This is a genomic window from Bradyrhizobium sp. Kon37, from assembly GCF_055807535.1.
Genome location: NZ_JBVVOY010000001.1, coordinates 280,672 through 297,343 on the forward strand (window position 1 = coordinate 280,672; position 16,672 = coordinate 297,343).

A 16,672-nucleotide genomic window follows, 5' to 3' on the forward strand; every position below is an offset into this window, starting at 1 on the left:
GCGTCTCCTAGCCGAACCGGCCGGTGATGTAATCCTGCGTGCGCCGGTCGGTCGGCGACGTGAAGATCTTGCTGGTGTCGTCGAACTCGATCAGCTCGCCGAGATACATGAACGCGGTCTTGTCGGAGACGCGCGCCGCCTGCTGCATGTTGTGGGTGACGATCGCGATCGTGTAATCCTCGGACAGCTCCTGGATCAGCTCCTCGACCTTGGCGGTCGAGATCGGGTCGAGCGCCGAACAGGGTTCGTCGAACAGGATCACCTCGGGCCGCACCGCGACGGTGCGGGCGATGCAGAGGCGTTGCTGCTGGCCGCCGGAGAGCGACAGGCCAGAGGCGTTGAGCTTGTCCTTGACCTCGTTCCACAGCGCGCCGCCGCGCAGCGCCTTCTCGACGCGGCCGTCCATCTCGGACTTCGAGATCTTCTCATAGAGACGGATACCGAACGCGATGTTCTCGTAGATCGTCATCGGGAACGGCGTCGGCTTCTGGAACACCATGCCGACGCGGGCGCGCAGCAAATTGAGGTCCAGCTTGCCGTCGAGGATGTTGGTCTGATCGAGCATGAGCTGACCGGTGGCGCGCTGGCCGGGATAGAGGTCGTACATCCGGTTGAAGATGCGCAGCAGGGTCGACTTGCCGCAACCCGACGGACCGATGAACGCGGTGACACGGTTGGCGCCGAGCGTCAGGTTGATGTTCTTCAGCGCGTGGTGCTCGCCGTAATAGAAGTTCAAGTTGCGCACGGTCACCTTGGGGGGCGCCTCCGGCAGCACCGGCGCGTGCGGCAGGCCACCGGACGCGCTCATCGATACGGAAAGATCACTCATTTTGCAGTCCTCTCGGCGCCAAGGATGCGCGCGCCAATATTAAGGGCAAGAACGGTCAGGGTGATGAGCAGCGCTCCGCTCCAGGCCAACTGCTTCCAGTAGGCATAGGGGCTCTGCACGAAGTTGTTGATGGTGACAGGCAGGTTCGCCATCGTCTTGTTCAGGCCGAGGCTGAAGAACTGGTTCGACAGCGCGGTGAACAGCAGCGGCGCGGTTTCACCGGCGACGCGAGCGGTCGCGAGCAGCACGCCGGTGATGAGACCCGATCGGGCAGCCCGATAAGCGATCCGCTTGATCACCAGCGAGCGCGGCAGGCCGAGCGCCGAGGCCGCCTCCCGCAACGCGTTCGGCACCAGCAGCAGCATGTCCTCGGTCGTGCGCAGCACCACCGGGATCACGATGACCGCGAGCGCGAGCGAGCCTGCGATCGCCGAGAAGCCGCGCATCGGCACCACCACCGCACCGTAGATGAACAGGCCGATGATGATCGAGGGCGCCGAGAGCAGGATGTCGTTGATGAAGCGGATCACCGAGGTCAGCCGGTCGTTGCGGCCGTATTCGGCGAGATAGGTGCCGGCGAACATGCCGAGCGGCGCGCCGATGCCGACGCCGATCACCGTCATGATCAGCGAGCCGACGATGGCGTTGAGCAGACCGCCCTCGTTCGATCCCGGTGGCGGCGTGTTCTCGGTGAACAGCTGGACATTGAGTCCCGCTACGCCATTGTAGAGCAGCGTAATCAGGATCAGCGCGAGCCAGGTGACGCCGAAGGCGGTTGCGGCGATGCAGAGCCCGCGGACGACGATGTCCTTGCGGCGGCGGCGTGAGTAGATCGGATTCATGGCGCTAGTTCCCCGCCTTCTTTTCCAGCCGCATCAGCATCAGCCGCGCCGCCGCGAGCACGAAGAAGGTCAGCACGAACAGCAGGAGGCCGAGCAGGATCAGGCCGGACTGGTGCAGGCCGTCGCTCTCGGCGAACTCGGATGCGATCGCCGCCGAGATCGTGGTACCCGGCGCGAAGATCGACGACGAGATCCGGAACGAGTTGCCGATGATGAAGGTCACCGCCATGGTCTCGCCGAGCGCGCGGCCCAGCGCCAACATGACGCCGCCGATGACGCCGACGCGGGTGTAGGGGATCACCACGCTGCGGACGACTTCCCAGGTGGTGCAGCCGACGCCGTAAGCGGCTTCCTTCAGCACCGGAGGCACCGTCTTGAACACGTCGACCGAGATCGAGGTGATGAAGGGCAGCACCATGATGGCGAGGATCAGCGCGGCATTGAACAGGCTGAGATAGGACGGCGGTCCTGCGAAGATCGCGCCCAGCACGGGCACGCCGTCGAAGATCTTGATCATGAAGGGCTGGAACGTGTTGGCGAGGAACGGACCCAACACGAAGAAGCCCCACATGCCGTAGATGATCGAGGGGATGCCGGCGAGCAGCTCGATCGCCATTCCGATCGGGCGGCGCAGCCATTGCGGGCAGAGCTCGGTGAGGAAGATCGCAATGCCGAGACCCACGGGAATGGCGATCAGCATCGCGATGAAGGAGGTGACGAGCGTGCCGTACATCGGCCCGAGCGCGCCGAGCACCGGCGGATCGGCGGACGGCGCCCAGCGCTGCGTCCACAGGAACGAGATCCCGAATTCCTTCATCGCCGGGAAGGCGCCGACGATCAGCGAAATGATGATGCCGCCGAGGATCAGAAGCACCGAGATCGCGGAAAGCCGCGTGATCCAGTAGAAGGTGACGTCCCCGAGCTTGAACGCGCTCAAGGCCTTGGCGCGATCATACGGTCCGGCGTCGTCGATTACATCGCTCTGAACGGCCATCTCTGCCACGCCGATCCCCTGTACTAAATAGTATACGTTTTTTGTTGGTCCCGCGCCCCGGACGCGGCGCAGCGCATCCGGGGCACGAGCGTCGCGAGCCTAGCTCTTGATTTCGGCAGCCCAGGTCTTCTCGATCAGCTGAACGACCGGGTCCGGCATCGGGATGTAGTCGAGCTCTTCAGCCGCCTTGCCGCCGCTCTTGAAGGCCCAGCGGAAGAACTTGAGGGCTTCCTGCGAGGCCGCCTTGTCGGTGGCGTCCTTGTGCATGAGGATGAAGGTCGCCGCCGTGATCGGCCAGGACTTCTCGCCGGGCTGGTCGGTCAGGATGACGTAGTAGCCGGGAGCCTTGGCCCAGTCGGCGTTGGCGGCGGCCGCCTGGAAGGCTTCGACGGTGGGCTGCACCGGCTTGCCGGCCTTGTTGACGAGACCGGTGTAGGTCAGCTTGTTCTGCTTGGCATAGGCGTACTCGACATAGCCGATCGAGTTCTTGGTCTGGCTGATGTTGCCGGACACGCCTTCATTGCCCTTGGCGCCGACGCCGACCGGCCACTCGACGGCGGTACCTTCACCGACCTTGCTCTTCCAGTCTGCGCTGGCCTTGGCGAGGTAGTTGGTGAAGTTGAAGGTGGTGCCCGAACCGTCCGAACGGCGGACCACGGTGATGGCTTCCGAGGGCAGCTTCACGTTCGGGTTGAGCTTCTTGATCGCGGCGTCGTCCCATTTGGTGATCTTGCCGAGATAGATGCTGGCCAGCGTCTCGCCGTCGAACACCATCTCACCGGGCTTCACGCCCTCGATGTTGACGACGGGAACGATGGCGCCCATCACCATCGGCCACTGGACGAGGCCGTCCTTCTCGAGCTGCTCGGCCTTGAGCGGCGCATCGCTGGCGCCGAAGGTCACGGTCTTGGCCTGGATCTGCTTGATGCCGCCGCCGGAGCCGATCGACTGGTAGTTCAGACCGTTGCCGGTCTCCTTCTTGTAGGCGTCAGCCCATTTGGAATAGATCGGGAACGGGAACGTCGCACCGGCACCCGTGATGTCGGCAGCAAAGGCCGCCGTCGTCGATGCGGCGACGATGCCAGCAGCGACGAGTGTTTTGAGGAAATTCATGCTGGTCTCCATACAGGGGAGCGAAGCGCCATCAGCGCCCGATCGCGCTCCCCGTGCCGCCCCTTTAGGAGCGGACAGCTGAGCTTTTACGAAGGTTTGGTGACAGTCGGATGACAGTCTTAAGCATTTGAAAATGCTTGTGTTTAGCTCAAAGCCGCAGGCTTGCCCTGGGGAAAACAAGCGGTGAAAGTGGCGCCCTGTTTGGGCACGCTTTCGATCAGAAGCCGGCCGCGGTGCCGGTTAACAATATGTTTCACCAGCGATAATCCGAGGCCGGTGCCGCCCTGCGAGCGGCTGTCGCCGACATCGACCCGGTAGAACCGCTCGGTCAGCCGCGGCAAATGTTCCGGCGCGATGCCGGGGCCGAAATCCCGGACCAGGACCCGGATTTCCTGAGTTCCATCAGGGGCGGAACTGGACGTCAGCGACACGATGACGCGACCGCCCGCGGCGCCGTATTTGAGCGCGTTCTCGATCAAATTCTCGAACAGGCGGAGCAGCTCCTCGCGGTCGCCTGCGATCAGCACCGGGGTCTCAGGCAGCTGGGTCTCGACCTCGACCTGACGTTCCCGCGCCAGCGGCTCGAGCCCATCGGCGACCTGCAAGATGATCGGAAGAAGGTCGACCAGGGTGTCGGGCCGCACATGGGCCGACAGCTCCACCCGCGACAGCGACAAGAGATCGTCGATCAGGCGGGCCATCCGGGTGGCCTGGTTGTGCATGATGCCGAGGAAGCGCTCGCGCGCCTTGGGATCGTCCTTGGCCTGGCCCTGGAGCGTGTCGATGAAGCCGGACAGCGCGGCCAGCGGCGTGCGCAGCTCGTGACTGGCATTGGCGACGAAATCGGCCCGCATCTCCTCAACCCGGCGCAGCGGCGTCTGGTCGTGGAAGGTCATCAGCATGCATTTGTCGGCGCCGCCGAAGGTGGTCGGCACCGGCACCGGCGTGATGGTCAGCTCCATCCAGCGATCGACCGGGACATGGTCGAGATAGGTCGCGCGCCGCGGCTCGGTGGTCGCGATCGACTCGCGCAGCGCCGTGATGATCTCGGGCGAGCGCAGCGCGAACTGGGCAAGCTCATTCCGACGCAGCGCCGGCGCGAGCTGGGCGGCCGCGGCGTTGAGATGGATGACGCGGCCGGCGCGGTCGAGCAGCACCGCGGGATCGGGCATGCCGGCGACAACAGCGGCGACCGCCGCGCTCTCGACCGGGTTGACGCGGCGGGTCTCTTCGCGCGAGGCGGCGGTATCGTGCAGGCGCCACGGGATCAGCGCTGCGGCCGCGATGCAGAGCAACACCGCGATCGCATGCAGTGCCGACAATTCGCCCAGCGAGACCACCACCGACAGTGCCAGCGCCGCGGCGATCAGGATGACGGTCGAGTGCCGCAGCCGGTCGGACCAGGGCTGGGAGGAGGGAGAAGATGGGGCGTCGATCGCCATCGGGGCGGGCTTCTCCAAAGGACCTTGCGCCGGTCAGGCGCCGCTGTCGCTGCGCTTTCTCACGTAAGCGGCTTCAGGTGCGGGGCCGGGGTCGAGCTTGAGCGCGGCCTGCTGCAGGCGTTTCGATCGTGCGCCGATGATAACTTCGCGAAACGTCAGCAAGATTACAGAAATGACGAAAGGGGACAGATAATAGAGGACGCGGAACAGCAGCATCCCGCCCAGCAGCTCCTCCCGGTCCATCTGCCAGAGCCCGACCAGCATGGCCGCGTCGAACACACCAAGACCTCCGGGCGAATGGCTGGCAAAGCCGAGCAGCGTGGCCGAGACAAAGATCACCGCGACCACCACGAAGCCGAGATTGGGCTCGTCCGGGACCAGCACGTACATCGCCAGCGCGCAGAAGCCGAGATCGATGATGCCGATCGCGATCTGGAGCAGCGTCAGCGGGCCGCCCGGCAGCATCACGGTCCAGGGCCCGCGGCCAACCATCCGCGGCTGGGTCCAGACCCAGACCACGTAAGCGACCAGCCCGACGATGATCATCATCGCCAGCGTCCGGTTCAGCCAGGGCGGAAGCATGTCGATCGAGGCCGCAGCCTCCGGATGATAGGAGATGCCGAGGCCCAGCACCGCGGCGTTGCCGAGCCAGAAGGTCAGGCCGGCGAGGAAGCAGATTTTTGCGACGTCGATCGCGTTCAGCCCATAGGCCGAATAGATGCGGTAGCGCACCGCGCCGCCAGTGAAGACGCTGGCGCCGACATTATGGCCGATCGAATAGCTGGTGAAGGCAGCGAGCGCGTTGATCCGATAGGGCACGTGGGGATGGCCGATCGCGCGCACGGCGAACAGGTCGTAGAAGGTCAGCGTGAAATAGCCCGCGGCGACGAACAAAGCCGCCAGCGCAATCTGGCTCGGCTCGGTGCTCTTGATCGCTTCGAGGACCTCGTTGACATCGATGCCGCGCAGCATGTGGTAAAGCACATAGCAAGCGATGCCGATGACCGCGACGCTGATCACAACTCCAAGCTTATGCAGGATTTGCTTCTGGCGCAGAAACGACATCGCCCTGCGTATGGCTTCCAGCATCTAAACCTCGAACAACGCTTCAGCGGCCAGGGTGGCCGGCGAACAGGCGGACGACACGCAGGCACCCGACGAACCCCCGCTGCCGGTCCCGGCATCGCGCATACCCGCCATCCCTCCACTAGCGCGTTTCAGGGCGGAGTGGAATTCGGCAATTCGAACAAAAACTCGTGCCTTCAATATTTTAGGCAGGGTTGCGGGCTCCTGATGCACGGTTTGGCGCTTTCGGCGGCAAGACTGACGCGAATCTCCGTGGCAATCCTGCGCAGTGGCCATGAAGTTTTGATGATTTCGACCGCACAATGTTCCGTCACGACTTAAGCCGAAATCAATCTATGGGTCGCCCCCGCCTGTTGAAAGAGGGGTGGCCGGCGCGTTTGTTCGCGGTTTTCGATGGGCCGGGAAGGCCGCGCAGCCGCGCTCATGACGTCCGCAGTCAGGGTGCAGGGCAACATCACAGAGCGGCAGGCGGCATGCTGCGCGCGACCACCCGGTCGCGCAGCCAGGCGCCGATGGCGCCGCCGACGAGGTAGCAGGCGAACATGATCAGGCCGAGGTCGAGCCAGTAGCCGAAGCGACCGGGGACCACATGCGCGAGCGAGGCCGCGACCAGGCCGGCAACAAGCACGGCGAGCCAGCGCGCGGTCACCTTCGAGGTGCCGTTGCCGCGTTGGACCACCGAGATCCAGCCCATGCAGAAGCCGAGCAGCAACGAGCCGATCAGCCAGCCCAGATGGAACGAGACGAGATAGGGCATCGTCACCTCACCAGAAATTCGATGCGGCGGTTCTGCGCCTTGGCGTCTTCGCTGTCGTTGCCGGCGACGGGCTGCGTGCTGCCGTAGCCGACCGCGGTGAAGCGGCTGGCAGGCAGGCCGGCCTTGACCAGATAGTCGATCACCGCCTGCGCGCGCTTCTCCGAGAGTGCCTGGTTGAAGGAATCCTCGCCGTCGGCATCGGTATGCCCGGCGACCTCGATATTGGTGGTGGGGCATCGCAATGCCGTCTCGATCAGATGATCGAGAATACCGGCGGAATCCGGATCGATGTCGGCGCGCTTCGCCCCGAAGCGAATCTTGGCCTTGGCCAAAAGCTCCGAGAACAACTGCTGGCACACGGTGCCATCGACCGGCCCGGCTGCGGGTTTCACCGTGATTTCCGGCTTGTATTGCCAGTTTTTCGGAAAGTCCTTGCCAAGGCCTGCGCGGATGTCGTTGGCGGCACCTTCATAGAGCGCATCGCCCGACAGCTTCACCTCGCGGTCGGACACGACGAGCGTGCCGGTCGACAGTCGCGACAGCGCGCCGAGCGCTGCGACCACGGCGGGACTGAAGGCACCGGGCGCGCCGACGCTGGCCTTGAGATTGTCGACGACCTTTTCGTTGAAGAATTTCCGCGACGCGCTGGTGGCGATGGCCGCGTGGACATTGTTGTCGGGAACATAGCCGGTCAGCGTCACCGTCGCGGCCACCGGATCCTTGTAGGCCTGGAAGACGTAAGGCGGCGCCTTGACGTCGTTGGCGGCGATCGAAAAGCCCTCGGGCAGGTTTTTCAGCGCCGCTGCGACGGCTTCGCGGCCGCCGAGATCGCGCGCCATGCCCGACAGCGTGACTTTGGTGTCCGTGATCGTGATCTTGCCGTCCTTGAGCTTGCCGATCTGGTCGAGCAGTAGCATCGCAGCCGCCTCGAACCGCGGCGGTGCGCCGCGGGCCAAACCCATCTGATCGGCCACCTCGGTACCGGCGACCTCCTTGCGGGCCGCCTCGGTCAGGCGGCCCTTCATCGACGGCAGGGGCGCGGAGCCTGACAGCGTCACCCGCACCACGTCGCGTTCGGCGTTCCAGACGAAGGGCTTTGCCTCGGGAACGAGGCGGGTCCGGTCGTCGACCAGGCGGACGCCGGGCACGGTCTCGACCGCCACAACAGCGTCGCGGCGACCCTCCTCGGAAAAGGCCTCGGCAGCCAGGCTGACGTCGCGGCCGTCCACCGCGATCCGGGTCTTGTCCAGAACGGTATCCTTTAGCGCCGCCGAGCTGCGGGCGGAAAGATCCGCCTCGACCGGCAAAGTGTTATTCCAGGCCGCAAATCCCCACATGACGGCCAGGGGGATGAGCCCCGGCCACCATTTGCTGGCCCACCTGAAAAGCTTCTGCATTCGACGACCCGAACTCTGGAACCGGAGACAAAACAAACCCTTGGCGGGCTGTCAAACCGGAAATGACGCCCTTCCGAAGGCCGGGCGTGACAATTGGAATAACTTTTTCTTCAAGGGTTCTTCCGTAAGTTGAAGGCGGAATGCCAAAGTCCGCCAGCGGGTCATGAAACAACTTCGTAACAACGTCATCCGCGCCGGGCTGGAAGCACTCTATTTCAGCGGCGCCCACCACCTGTTGCGCCCGCTTTTGTCGGGCGTCGGCGCCATTTTCATGCTGCATCACGTGCGGCCGGCCCGCGCCGCGGTGTTTCAGCCGAACCGGCATCTCGAAGTCACCCCCGAATTCCTGCACGCGACACTGTGCCATCTGCGCTCGCGCGAGATCGACATCGTCAGCATGGACGAGCTGCATGAGCGGCTGGTGCGGCGCCGGTTCGACCGGCGCTTCGCCGCCTTCACGCTCGACGATGGCTATCGCGACAATCTCGATTTTGCGCTGCCGGTTCTGCGCGAATTTGACGCGCCTCTGGCGGTCTATGTCGCCAGCGACTTCGCGGAGGGCACGGGTCGGCTGTGGTGGGAGGCGCTGGAGGCCGTGATCGCCAAGGCCGAGCAGATCGAGGTGACGATCGGCAATGCCGCGCTGCGGCTCGATGCCACGACACCAGCCGCCAAGCAGGCGGCGTTCGACCGCCTGCACGACTGGTTGCGCGCATTGCCCGGCGAGCACGATCTCAAGCGCGAGATCGAGGCGCTCTGCACGAAGTACGGTGTCGACATGGCCGCGCTGTGCCGCAGCCTCTGCCTGTCCTGGGACGAGGTGAAGACATTTGCCGCCGATCCCCTGGTCACGATCGGCGCACATTCGGTCAGCCATTGCAATCTCGCCAAGCAAAGCGAAGCGATCGCCACGCAGGAGATGGCCGTGAGCCGCGCCCGGATCGAGCAGGCGCTCGGCCGCAATGTCCAGCATCTTGCCTATCCCTATGGTGATCGCGAGGCGGCGGGCGAGCGTGAATTCGCGCTCGCTGCATCCGCCGGTTTCAAGACCGCGGTGACGACGCGACCCGGCATGCTGTTCGCCGAAAACGCCGGCCACATGACCGCGCTGCCACGGGTCTCGCTCAACGGAAATTACCAGGACACGCGGATTCTGCCGGTGCTGACCTCGGGCGCCGCGACCGCGATGTGGAACGGCTTCCGCAGGATCGCGGCGGCGTAGTTTCGAATCTCCTCTGTCGTCCCGAATTCAGCCGTCGTCCTGGCGAAAGCCAGGACCCATTGCCACCGCTGTCCATTTTGCGACGCGCTCGGGCCACAGCTCATTCAAACAACTCTATCCTGGGGTAATGGGTCCTGGCTTTCGCCAGGATGACGATGCGGCGCTTTCCTTGACTCCCCTCCCTGCCCCGCTCACAACCGACGCAAACAAAGGGAGGCACCATGTTCAACGATCTGTTCTCGCTCAAAGGCCGCGTCGCGCTGGTGACCGGCGGTTCGCGCGGCATCGGCAAGATGATCGCGGCGGGATTTCTCAGCGCAGGGGCCGCGAAGGTCTACATCACCGCGCGCAAGGCTGGTCCTTGCGAGGCGACCGCGAAAGAGCTCTCCGCGCAATATGACGGCGAATGCATCGCGCTGCCGATCGACATCTCGACACTCGCCGGCGCCGAGCTGCTCGCGAGCGAATTCGCCAAGCGCGAGCCCAAACTCGACATCCTCGTCAACAATGCGGGCGCGGCCTGGGGCGCGGAGTTCGACGAGTTTCCGGAGAGCGGCTGGGACAAGGTGATGAACCTCAACGTCAAGGCGCCGTTCTTCCTGACCAAGGCGCTGGCGCCCACGTTGCGCGCGGCGGCATCAGCAGAGCGGCCAGCGAAAGTGATCAACATCGCCTCGATCGACGGCATCTTCGTCAATCCGGGCGAGACCTATTCTTACGCCGCGAGCAAGGCGGGGCTGATCCATTTGACGCGGCGCATGGCCGTCAAGCTGATCGGCGACCACGTCGTGGTCACCGCGATCGCGCCGGGCCCGTTCAAATCCGACATGAACCGGGCCGCACGCGATCATGCCGACGAGGTCTCGACGCGCGTGCCCGCGGGCCGCGTCGGCACCGACGAGGACATGGCGGGCGCTGCGATCTATCTCGCCTCGCGCGCGGGAGATTATGTGGTGGGCGCGACCATCGCGGTGGACGGCGGCATTGTCTATGCGAACCCGGGAATCAAGGGGAGCGGCTGGGATAGTTGAGGCATCGCGCTGCTCGCGGCGTCACGCTCCCTCGCCCCGCTCTTGCGGGGAGAGGGTTGGGGTGAGGGGCTTCTCTCCACACGTGAGATTGTCGCCGCACCTGTACCCCCTCACCCGGATCGCAAGGGCGATCCGACCTCTCCCCGCAAGCGGGGAGAGGTAAAGAAGTTACGACTCGATCCTCACATACTCGAAATCGCCGGGCTTGTTGTCGATGCCGACTTTCGGCGGCGAGATCCAGGAGGCGAACTGGCCGGTCTCGGTGACGGGCTGCATCAGCGAGCTGATGAAGTCGCCGTCGGCGGTCGATGGCAGCCATTCGTCCTTGCGCTTCGCCCAGGTTGCGTCGTCGATCAACAGACCATCCGGCGTCGCGTGGATGCCCTTGAACTCGCCGATATGGCGATGGAAGGCGACGTTGGGCAGCTTGAGCTGAAACTGGTAGCCCGCGGTCGAGATCACCTTGTTCCAGCGCAGCATGCCCTTGACGCAATCCTGGCTGTAATCGTCGCGCAGGCGCATGTTGAGCGCGGTCAGCGCCGGCTCGTCCACCAGCTTGATCTCGCCGTCGATGAACTTCAGCACCGGATAGGTCGCGTTCTTGAGCTGATGATCGTCGTCGATCTGGGTCTCGTGATAGCGGCCCTTGATGCCGGTGTTGAAGGCGTTCGCCGCGTTGGTCGAGACTTCCGAGCCAAACAGATCGAGCGACAGCGTATAGTGCAGGTTCAGCTTCTTCTGGATGGTCGGCAGGTCGATCACACCAAGCGCTCGGACCTTCGCGATGTCGGTGGGATCGGTGATGCCGGCTTCCCGCATCGCATCGCAGGTGCGCTGCACGACACGCGTGATGCCGGTCTCGCCGACGAACATGTGGTGCGCTTCTTCCGTCAGCATGAAGCGGCAGGTGCGCGACAGGGGATCGAAGCCGGACTGCGCCAGCGAGTGCAGCTGCATCTTGCCGTCGCGGTCGGTGAAATAGGTGAACATGAAGAAGGACAGCCAGTCCGGCGTCGCCTCGTTGAAGGCGCCCAGCATGCGTGGCGAGTCGGCGTCACCCGAGCGGCGGCGCAACAAATCGTCAGCCTCTTCACGTCCGTCGCGCCCAAAGTACTTTTGCAGCAGGTACACCATCGCCCAGAGGTGACGGCCTTCCTCGACATTGACCTGGAACAGATTGCGCATGTCGTACAGCGAGGGCGCGGTCTTGCCGAGGTGGCGCTGCTGCTCGACCGAGGCAGGCTCGGTGTCGCCCTGGATCACGATCAGACGGCGCAGCATGGCGCGATATTCGCCCGGGACTTCCTGCCAGGCCGGCTCGCCAAAATGCTCGCCGAACGGCACGACGCGGTTCTCCTCCTGGGGAGCAAGGAGAATGCCCCAGCGATACTCAGGCATCCGCACGTAGTCGAACTTGGCCCAGCCGCGCGGATCGACCGAATAGGCGGTGCGCAAGTACACCAGCGATTCCTGGAAGCCTTCCGGCCCCATGTCTTTCCACCAGTCCATGTAGCCGGGATGCCAGCCCTCCAGCGCCTTGAGCACCTGGCGGTCTTCGGCCAGATTGACGTTGTTCGGAATCTTGGTCGAGTAGTCGACGTTCATGATGTTCATGGAGGACCTCCCGTGTGGGACTAGTTCATTAAATCGCGGGCATCGAATTGTGGGATCGCGAATCGCGAGTGGCGAATGGCGTCTCTATTCGCAACTCCCCATTCGCGCTCTACACTCGCGTCATATCGAATTTCGGCTTCTGGCCGCTGCCGTAGCGGCGCAGCGCGCCTTCCTCGCCGACCGCATTGGGGCGCTGGAAGATCCAGTTCTGCCACGCGGTGAGGCGCGAGAAGATTTTCGATTCCATCGTCTCGGGGCCGACGAAGCGCAGGCTCGCTTCCATGCCGGTGAGGCTGTCGGGCGAGAAGCTGGCGCGTTCCTCCAGGAACACGCGGACCTCGTCGTCCCAGTCGATGTCGTCGAGTGCGAAGGTGACGAGACCGAGCTCTTCCGCCTGCTCGGCGTCCAGCGCCGTGCCCATCGTGGCTTCCGCGCGTTCCACATCGGCCGGATCGGCCTGAAAGCGCGACTGAAGCCGCGTCAGGCCATGGCTCATCTGATACGGACCGAAATTCAACGCTGACAGCTCGATCGACGGCGGCGGGCGGTTGTCACCCTGGCGCGTGCCGATCAGCATGTAGGAGCGGTCCGCGGCGAAGACGAGCTCGGCGAGCGTGCCGGCAAAACAGGAGCCGGGCTCGACCAGCGTCACCAGCGTGCGCGAGGTGACGTCGATGCGCTTCAAGACGCGCTTCCAGTAATGCCTGATTTCGTTGACCAGCCAGTGCGCCTTGTTGGCCTCGAGGAAGGCGTCGCAGGCGAGCACATGGGCGCGGTCGCCATGGCTCTTGAACACCAGCATCGCGATCTCGAGCTCGTTGATACGCAGATGCAGGATTGCGTCGTCGAGTTCGCGCGCGACCTGGAGCGGCCAGAACGCGACACCCTGCGCCATCATGCCGTCGATGTCGGCGGGCGGCGCGGCTTCAGGCGCCTTGATCGAGATCGTGGCGATCCGCGCCGCGCGGTCGATATCGACGCTGACAAAGCCGTAGCGGATGCTGGTCTCGTCGATGATGCGCTTGAGCGGCGTCAGCGCGATGCCCTTGCCGCTGCCCTTGCGCTTCGAGCTGTCGGCGAATTCCCTGGCGCGCTCGACAACCTTGCCTTCGAGCTTGCTGTTCGGCGCGATCTCGTCGACCAGGCGCCATTGCACGGCGCGCTTGCCCTTCACGCCCTCTTCGATGGTGCAGAAGAAATCGGCGTGATCGCGGCGCACCTTGCGCTTGTCGACCACACGCGTGAGGCCGCCGGTGCCCGGCAGCACCGCGAGCAGCGGCACTTCGGGCAAGGCGACGGCGGACGCGCCGTCATCGGCGAGCATGATGTAGTCGGTGGCGAGCGCGAGCTCATAGCCGCCGCCGGCGGCCGAGCCGTTCACGACGGTGATGAAGCGCTGGCCGGAATTCTCCGACGAATCTTCCATGCCGTTGCGAGTCTCGTTGGTGAACTTGCAGAAATTGACCTTGTGGGCATGCGTCGAGCCCGCGAGCATGCGGATGTTGGCGCCGGCGCAGAACACGCGGTTCTTGGCCGAGCGCATCACCACGACCTTCACCTCGGGGTGCTCGAAGCGCAGGCGCTGGACCGCGTCGGCAAGCTCGATGTCGACGCCGAGATCGTAGGAATTGAGCTTGAGCAGATAGCCCTCGAACAGGCCGCCATTCTCGTCGACGTCCATGGTGAGGGTGGCGACGTCACCGTCGACCGCGAGCTTCCAGTGCCGGTAGCGGGACGGCTCGGTCTGGAAATCGATGAATGTCGCGCCGCCTGCGAGGCGCCGATCTTCCCCGGCCATGGGCCACCCTTGAGCTTGATTATGCGTTTTGGCTATCGCGTTAGATGCACAATAGTGCACATTTTTGCGCGCGTCTACCCTTTAAGCGACCGAATATGCATTTTGCTTCATGTCTTCGCGCAAGGCGGCTGCTGCAAATTGCTCAATCGCGTCAAGCGTCTGTCCCGGAGCTTCGCGGTGGGGAGAATGCGCCGCGCCCGAAATGACTTTCAAATCGACCGGGCAATAGCATTCTTGCTGCGCGATCTCGACCTGACGCAGCGTCCCGTATTGGTCGTCCACGCCTTGAAGGACCAGCACCGGAATGCGGATGTAGGCGAGATATTCCGAGATGTCCCAATCGCGGAATTTCGGATCGAGCCAGGCGGCGTTCCAGCCGTAGAAGGCGTTGTCGACGTCCTTGTGCCAGCGCGCGAGCTTGGACTTGAGATCGGTGGTCTCGAAGGTGGTCTTGATGTCCGCAATCGACTTCACCGAGATGTCCTCGACGATGAAATGCGGCGCGATCAGCACGACGCCGTTGAGGCGATGATCCTGGTGTGCGCCGGCATAGATCGTCGCAATCGAGGCGCCGTCGGAATGGCCGAGCAGCAGGCCGCGCCTGAAGCCGATCGCATCGAGAATATTCGGCAGCACGTCCAGTGCCTCGCGGTGCATGTAGTCGAGCGGCCGCGGCAACGCGACCTTGCTCGATTGGCCATAGCCTGCACGCGAATAGGCAAAGATGCCGGCGGAGGTTGCCTGCTGCAGCTTTTCCGGGAAGTCACCCCAGAGCCCGACCGAGCCGAGGCCTTCATGCAGCATGACGATGGTGGGTGCATCGGCACTCTGCGGCGCGAGCCATTTGTACTCGAGACTGACGTTGCCGATGCTGAGAAAGCCGGTGGGGGAGAGGTTGGTCATGTTCTGTCGCTCTTCTCTCGGTCGTCAAGCCCGGCCATGACGACTTGTTGTCAATTCGCCCCGTCCCGCAACTTGAACCGCTGGATCTTTCCCGTTGCCGTCTTCGGCAGCGAGTCCACCACGTCGATCCAGCGCGGATATTTCCATGGGCCGATCTTCTGCTTGACGTGGTCCTTGAGCATCTCCTGCAGGCCCGTCGTCGTCGCTCCCTGGCGCAGCACGACGAAGGCCTTCGGCTTCAGCAGGCCCTCCGGATCGGCCTCGGGCACGACCGCGGCTTCCAGCACGGCTGGATGCGTAATCAGCGCGCTCTCGACCTCGAACGGCGAGACCCAGATGCCCGAGACCTTGAACATGTCGTCGGCGCGGCCGCAGAAGGTGTAGCGGCCCTCGGCATCCCTGACATATTTGTCGCCGGTGCGGGTCCATGGTCCCTCGAACGTGCGGCGACTCTTGTGGCGCTGGTTCCAGTAGCCCTCGCCGGCGGAAGGCGCATCGACCAGGAGTTCGCCGACCTCGCCGTCGGCGACATCCTGTCCCGCCTCGTTGACAAGCCGCACCGCATAGCCCGGCACCGGCTTGCCGGAGCAGCCGTATTTGATATCCCCGGGCGCGTTCGACAGGAAGATGTGCAACAGCTCGGTCGAGCCGACGCCGTCGAGGATGTCGACGTTGAAGCGCGCTTTCCAGCTGTTGCCGACGGATTCCGGCAGCGCCTCGCCGGCCGAGGTGCAGATGCGCAAGGCGCGGCCGCCGCGTTCGCTCTTCATCGCCTCGTCATTGAGCATCGCCGCGAACAGGGTCGGCACGCCGTAGAAGATGGAGGGATTATAGCGGTTCATCAGGTCGAACATGCGCGCCGGCGTCGGCCGTTCGCTGTTGAGCACCACGGTGGCGCCGACCGACATCGGAAAGGTCAGGGCATTGCCGAGGCCATAGGCGAAGAACAGCTTTGCCGCAGAAAGACAAACGTCGTTCTCGCGAATGCCGAGCACCTGCTTCGCATAAGTGTCCGCGGTCGCCTGCATGTTCGAATGGATGTGGCGTACGCCCTTGGGCATGCCGGTTGAGCCTGACGAATAGAGCCAGAACGCCGGCTCATCCGGATGCGTCGCGGCGGTGGTGAACCGGTCGCTCTCGTCCGCAATCTCCTCGGCAAGCTGCTTGTGACCGTTCTGCTTGGCGCCGGACACCACGACATGCTCGAGGTCCGGCATGCGGCCGACGACGTCCTTGATGACGGGATAGAGCGCTTCCGAGACGAACAGCACGCGTGCGCGGCAATCGGCGAGGATGTAGGCGTATTGATCTGATGTCAGCAGCGTGTTGAGCGGCACCGGCACGATGCCGGCGCGGATCGCGCCCAGAAACACGATCGGGAAGTCGACCGTATCCAGCATGATCATGGCCACGCGCTCTTCGCGGCGGACGCCGAGCCGGCGCAGCACGTTGGCGGCGCGCCGCGTTTCGCGCTGGAGCTCGCCATAGGCGAGCCGTGAGACGGTGTCGTCGAAGGCGAGCTTGTTGCCGCGTCCCTCCTCGACATTCCGGTCGAGCAGCCAGGTCACCGCGTTATAGGATCCCTCGCTCACGGACTTCTCCCCTGAATTTAGAATTATAATTCATAGAAAGACACCGCATTGG

At 64.1% G+C, this 16,672-nt stretch carries 14 protein-coding genes; 2 read left to right on the top strand and 12 right to left on the bottom strand.

Translation table 11 applies throughout. From position 1 onward, the window contains the following. Window positions 1-7: 7 nt before the first annotated feature. From pstB to AC0L3J_RS01490, 8 genes are all read right to left on the bottom strand, one after another. On the bottom strand, window positions 8-829 hold the full coding sequence (gene pstB, locus AC0L3J_RS01455; protein ID WP_456767225.1) for a phosphate ABC transporter ATP-binding protein PstB: 822 nt from the start codon (window positions 827-829) through the stop codon (window positions 8-10). Next, window positions 826-1,671: a phosphate ABC transporter permease PstA gene (pstA, locus tag AC0L3J_RS01460; RefSeq protein WP_106941291.1), complete on the bottom strand. Its 846-nt coding sequence runs from the start codon at window positions 1,669-1,671 to the stop codon at window positions 826-828. The genes pstB and pstA overlap by 4 nt, the downstream gene beginning before the upstream one ends. Window positions 1,672-1,675: 4 nt before the next feature. Continuing rightward, window positions 1,676-2,665, bottom strand: coding sequence for a phosphate ABC transporter permease subunit PstC (gene pstC / locus AC0L3J_RS01465; RefSeq protein ID WP_027565897.1), 990 nt, complete (start codon window positions 2,663-2,665; stop codon window positions 1,676-1,678). Window positions 2,666-2,764: 99 nt separating this feature from the next. Then, complete coding sequence (gene pstS / locus AC0L3J_RS01470; protein WP_473345625.1) at window positions 2,765-3,778, bottom strand: phosphate ABC transporter substrate-binding protein PstS; 1,014 nt, start codon at window positions 3,776-3,778, stop codon at window positions 2,765-2,767. A gap of 143 nt (window positions 3,779-3,921) precedes the next feature. After that, window positions 3,922-5,220: an ATP-binding protein gene (locus AC0L3J_RS01475; RefSeq protein WP_473345627.1), complete on the bottom strand. Its 1,299-nt coding sequence runs from the start codon at window positions 5,218-5,220 to the stop codon at window positions 3,922-3,924. Between the two features lie 33 nt (window positions 5,221-5,253). Next, a complete protein-coding gene (locus AC0L3J_RS01480; protein WP_456767223.1) occupies window positions 5,254-6,309 on the bottom strand; it encodes a putative bifunctional lysylphosphatidylglycerol flippase/synthetase in 1,056 nt (351 codons plus the stop codon). Window positions 6,310-6,760: 451 nt separating this feature from the next. Beyond that, window positions 6,761-7,063, bottom strand: coding sequence for a hypothetical protein (locus AC0L3J_RS01485; RefSeq protein WP_473292900.1), 303 nt, complete (start codon window positions 7,061-7,063; stop codon window positions 6,761-6,763). A 2-nt stretch (window positions 7,064-7,065) separates the two neighbouring features. Then, complete coding sequence (locus AC0L3J_RS01490; RefSeq protein WP_473292898.1) at window positions 7,066-8,460, bottom strand: OmpA family protein; 1,395 nt, start codon at window positions 8,458-8,460, stop codon at window positions 7,066-7,068. A 163-nt stretch (window positions 8,461-8,623) separates the two neighbouring features. On the opposite strand from AC0L3J_RS01490, the gene AC0L3J_RS01495 reads away from it, so the two are divergent. Next, window positions 8,624-9,682: a polysaccharide deacetylase family protein gene (locus tag AC0L3J_RS01495; RefSeq protein ID WP_473345628.1), complete on the top strand. Its 1,059-nt coding sequence runs from the start codon at window positions 8,624-8,626 to the stop codon at window positions 9,680-9,682. A gap of 221 nt (window positions 9,683-9,903) precedes the next feature. Further along, window positions 9,904-10,713 (top strand): SDR family oxidoreductase, encoded by an 810-nt coding sequence (locus AC0L3J_RS01500; protein ID WP_473345630.1) that lies wholly within the window; start codon window positions 9,904-9,906, stop codon window positions 10,711-10,713. 168 nt (window positions 10,714-10,881) lie between these two features. On the opposite strand, the gene boxB is transcribed toward AC0L3J_RS01500, so the two are convergent. From boxB to AC0L3J_RS01520, 4 genes are all read right to left on the bottom strand, one after another. Then, entirely contained in the window at window positions 10,882-12,318 is a 1,437-nt protein-coding gene (gene boxB, locus AC0L3J_RS01505; RefSeq protein ID WP_473346056.1) for a benzoyl-CoA 2,3-epoxidase subunit BoxB, read from the bottom strand. A gap of 118 nt (window positions 12,319-12,436) precedes the next feature. Continuing rightward, window positions 12,437-14,125, bottom strand: a complete 1,689-nt coding sequence (gene boxC, locus AC0L3J_RS01510; protein WP_473345632.1) for a 2,3-epoxybenzoyl-CoA dihydrolase — start codon at window positions 14,123-14,125, stop codon at window positions 12,437-12,439. Window positions 14,126-14,206: 81 nt separating this feature from the next. After that, window positions 14,207-15,028, bottom strand: coding sequence for an alpha/beta fold hydrolase (locus AC0L3J_RS01515; RefSeq protein ID WP_473345633.1), 822 nt, complete (start codon window positions 15,026-15,028; stop codon window positions 14,207-14,209). A 50-nt stretch (window positions 15,029-15,078) separates the two neighbouring features. After that, window positions 15,079-16,620, bottom strand: coding sequence for a benzoate-CoA ligase family protein (locus AC0L3J_RS01520; protein WP_473345634.1), 1,542 nt, complete (start codon window positions 16,618-16,620; stop codon window positions 15,079-15,081). Between the last annotated feature and the right edge of the window lie 52 nt (window positions 16,621-16,672).